Annotated in this window: 2 protein-coding genes and 1 pseudogene; 1 reads left to right on the top strand and 2 read right to left on the bottom strand. The window is 69.4% G+C overall.

Going from position 1 to position 1,755, the window contains the following annotated elements; all coding sequences use genetic code 11:
• The coding region (locus I73_RS25335; RefSeq protein ID WP_040499398.1) for a lyase family protein at positions 1 to 386 on the bottom strand (386 nt) is incomplete at its 3' end.
• 141 nt (positions 387 to 527) lie between these two features.
• On the opposite strand from I73_RS25335, the gene I73_RS01485 reads away from it, so the two are divergent.
• Positions 528 to 1,151, top strand: coding sequence for a glutathione S-transferase N-terminal domain-containing protein (locus tag I73_RS01485; RefSeq protein WP_022978995.1), 624 nt, complete (start codon positions 528 to 530; stop codon positions 1,149 to 1,151).
• A 26-nt stretch (positions 1,152 to 1,177) separates the two neighbouring features.
• Here I73_RS01485 and I73_RS01480 read toward each other — a convergent pair.
• A pseudogene (locus I73_RS01480) lies at positions 1,178 to 1,729 on the bottom strand (glutamate synthase-related protein); the annotation flags it as partial.
• Between the last annotated feature and the right edge of the window lie 26 nt (positions 1,730 to 1,755).

Genomic DNA, 1,755 nt, shown 5'->3' with positions numbered 1-1,755 from the left:
CTGGTGTTGTTGATGTCTTCGCTGGTGCAGGCGAAGTGGATGAACTCGCACACGGCCTTGAGCTCGGCGTCATGTTCGACGCGGGACTTGAGCCAGTACTCCACCGCTTTCACGTCGTGGTTGGTGGTCTTCTCGATGTCCTTGATGGCGCGCGCATCCGCCTCGGAGAAGCGGGCGATCAGGCTGCGCAGCAGGCCGCGGGCGGCTTCCGACAAAGGCGCGAAGCCGTCCAGGCCAGCATCCGACAGGGCGATCAGCCATTCGATCTCGACCTGCACGCGGCGGTGCATCAGCCCGTACTCGGACAGCAGCGGGCGCAGGGCGGTGACCTTGGCGGCGTAGCGGCCGTCCAGGGGGGAGAGGGCCATCAGGGTGGAGATCGTCATGGCAAAGAGCTCAGGCTGAACGCGGCGCCGGGATGCGCGCGAAACCTCACATTTTAAGGGGGACACCCCTTGGAGGGGGCGATCAGCGGGCGCGGGGGGCTTCGCTAGAATCGCAGGCCAACCATCCCCTTGACCGCACGCATGAAACTGATCGGCTCCCTCACCAGTCCCTACGTCCGCAAGGTGCGTGTCGTGCTGGCGGAAAAGAAGCTGGACTGCCAGTTCGTGCTGGAAGACGTCTGGGCCCGCGACGACATCCTGGCCTCCAATCCGCTGGGCAAGGTGCCTTGCCTGGTGATGGAGGGCGGCGAGGCCGTGTTCGACTCGCGGGTGATCGTCGAGTACGTGGACATGCTCTCGCCGGTGGGCAAGCTGATTCCGGCCACCGGGCGCGAACGCGCCGAGGTGCGCACCTGGGAGGCGCTGGCCGACGGCCTGCTGGACGCCAGCGTCGCCGTCCGGCTGGAGCAGACCTGGCCCGGTCGGGCCGAGGGCGAGCGCAGCCAGGCCTGGATCGACCGCCAGATGGTGCGGGTGCATTCCGCCCTGCAGGCCATGAGCCGGGGCCTTGCCGAGAAGACCTTTTGCGCCGGAGCGGGGACTCACTTCACGCTGGCCGACATCGCGGTGGGCGTGGCCCTGAGCTACCTGGATTTCCGCTTCCCGGCCATCGACTGGCGTGCCGCGCACCCCAATCTGCAGCGCCTGCACGACAAGCTGGCGGCGCGGCAGAGCTTCATCGACACCGCGCCGCCCCAGGGCTGAGGGGGGCGCCCGCCCTGGGGACGGGCTCAGGCCGGCATCGGCTCCCGCGGCGAGAAGCTGTCCGTGCGGGCCATCGGCCAGTAGAGCTCGTAGACCGGCTGCGGCCAGGGCCGCTCGCCCCGCTCGGCCGCCAGCAACTCGCCCGGCTGCACCGTGGGCAGGCAGTTGGCCAGCAGGGTCACCCGGTCGCCCGGCGTGCGGCGCACGATGTGGCGGGTGGTGATCTCCCGCGGGTGGCGCAGGCCGGCGGCCTGCACCAGCTCCTGCAGCGCATGCAGGGTGTTCTGGTGGAAGTTGAAGACCCGCTCGGCCTTGTCCGGCACCACCAGGGCCTGCTGGCGCACCGGGTCCTGGGTGGTGACGCCGGTGGGGCAATGGCCGGTGTGGCAGGCCTGGGCCTGGATGCAACCCAGGGCGAACATGAAGCCACGGGCCGAGTTGCACCAGTCGGCGCCCAGGGCCATGGCCCGGGCGATGTCGAAGGCGCTGACGATGCGCCCGGCCGCGCCGATGCGAACCTTGTCGCGCAGGTTCAGGCCCACCAGGGTGTTGTGCACCGACAGCAGGCCTTCCTGCAGACTCTAGAGGTCCCCGGTCCGAGCTC

Origin of the sequence: Ideonella sp. B508-1, from assembly GCF_000333615.1 — a bacterium.
GTDB lineage: Bacteria > Pseudomonadota > Gammaproteobacteria > Burkholderiales > Burkholderiaceae_C > Ideonella.
The sequence above is the reverse complement of the archived record's forward strand: the minus strand, read 5'-3'. Positions and strand labels throughout refer to the sequence as shown.

Bases quoted from the DNA above. Each gene is read 5' to 3' on its own strand.
- I73_RS01485 (WP_022978995.1), top strand. From the start codon at position 528: ATGAAACTGATCGGCTCCCTCACCAGTCCCTACGTCCGCAAGGTGCGT.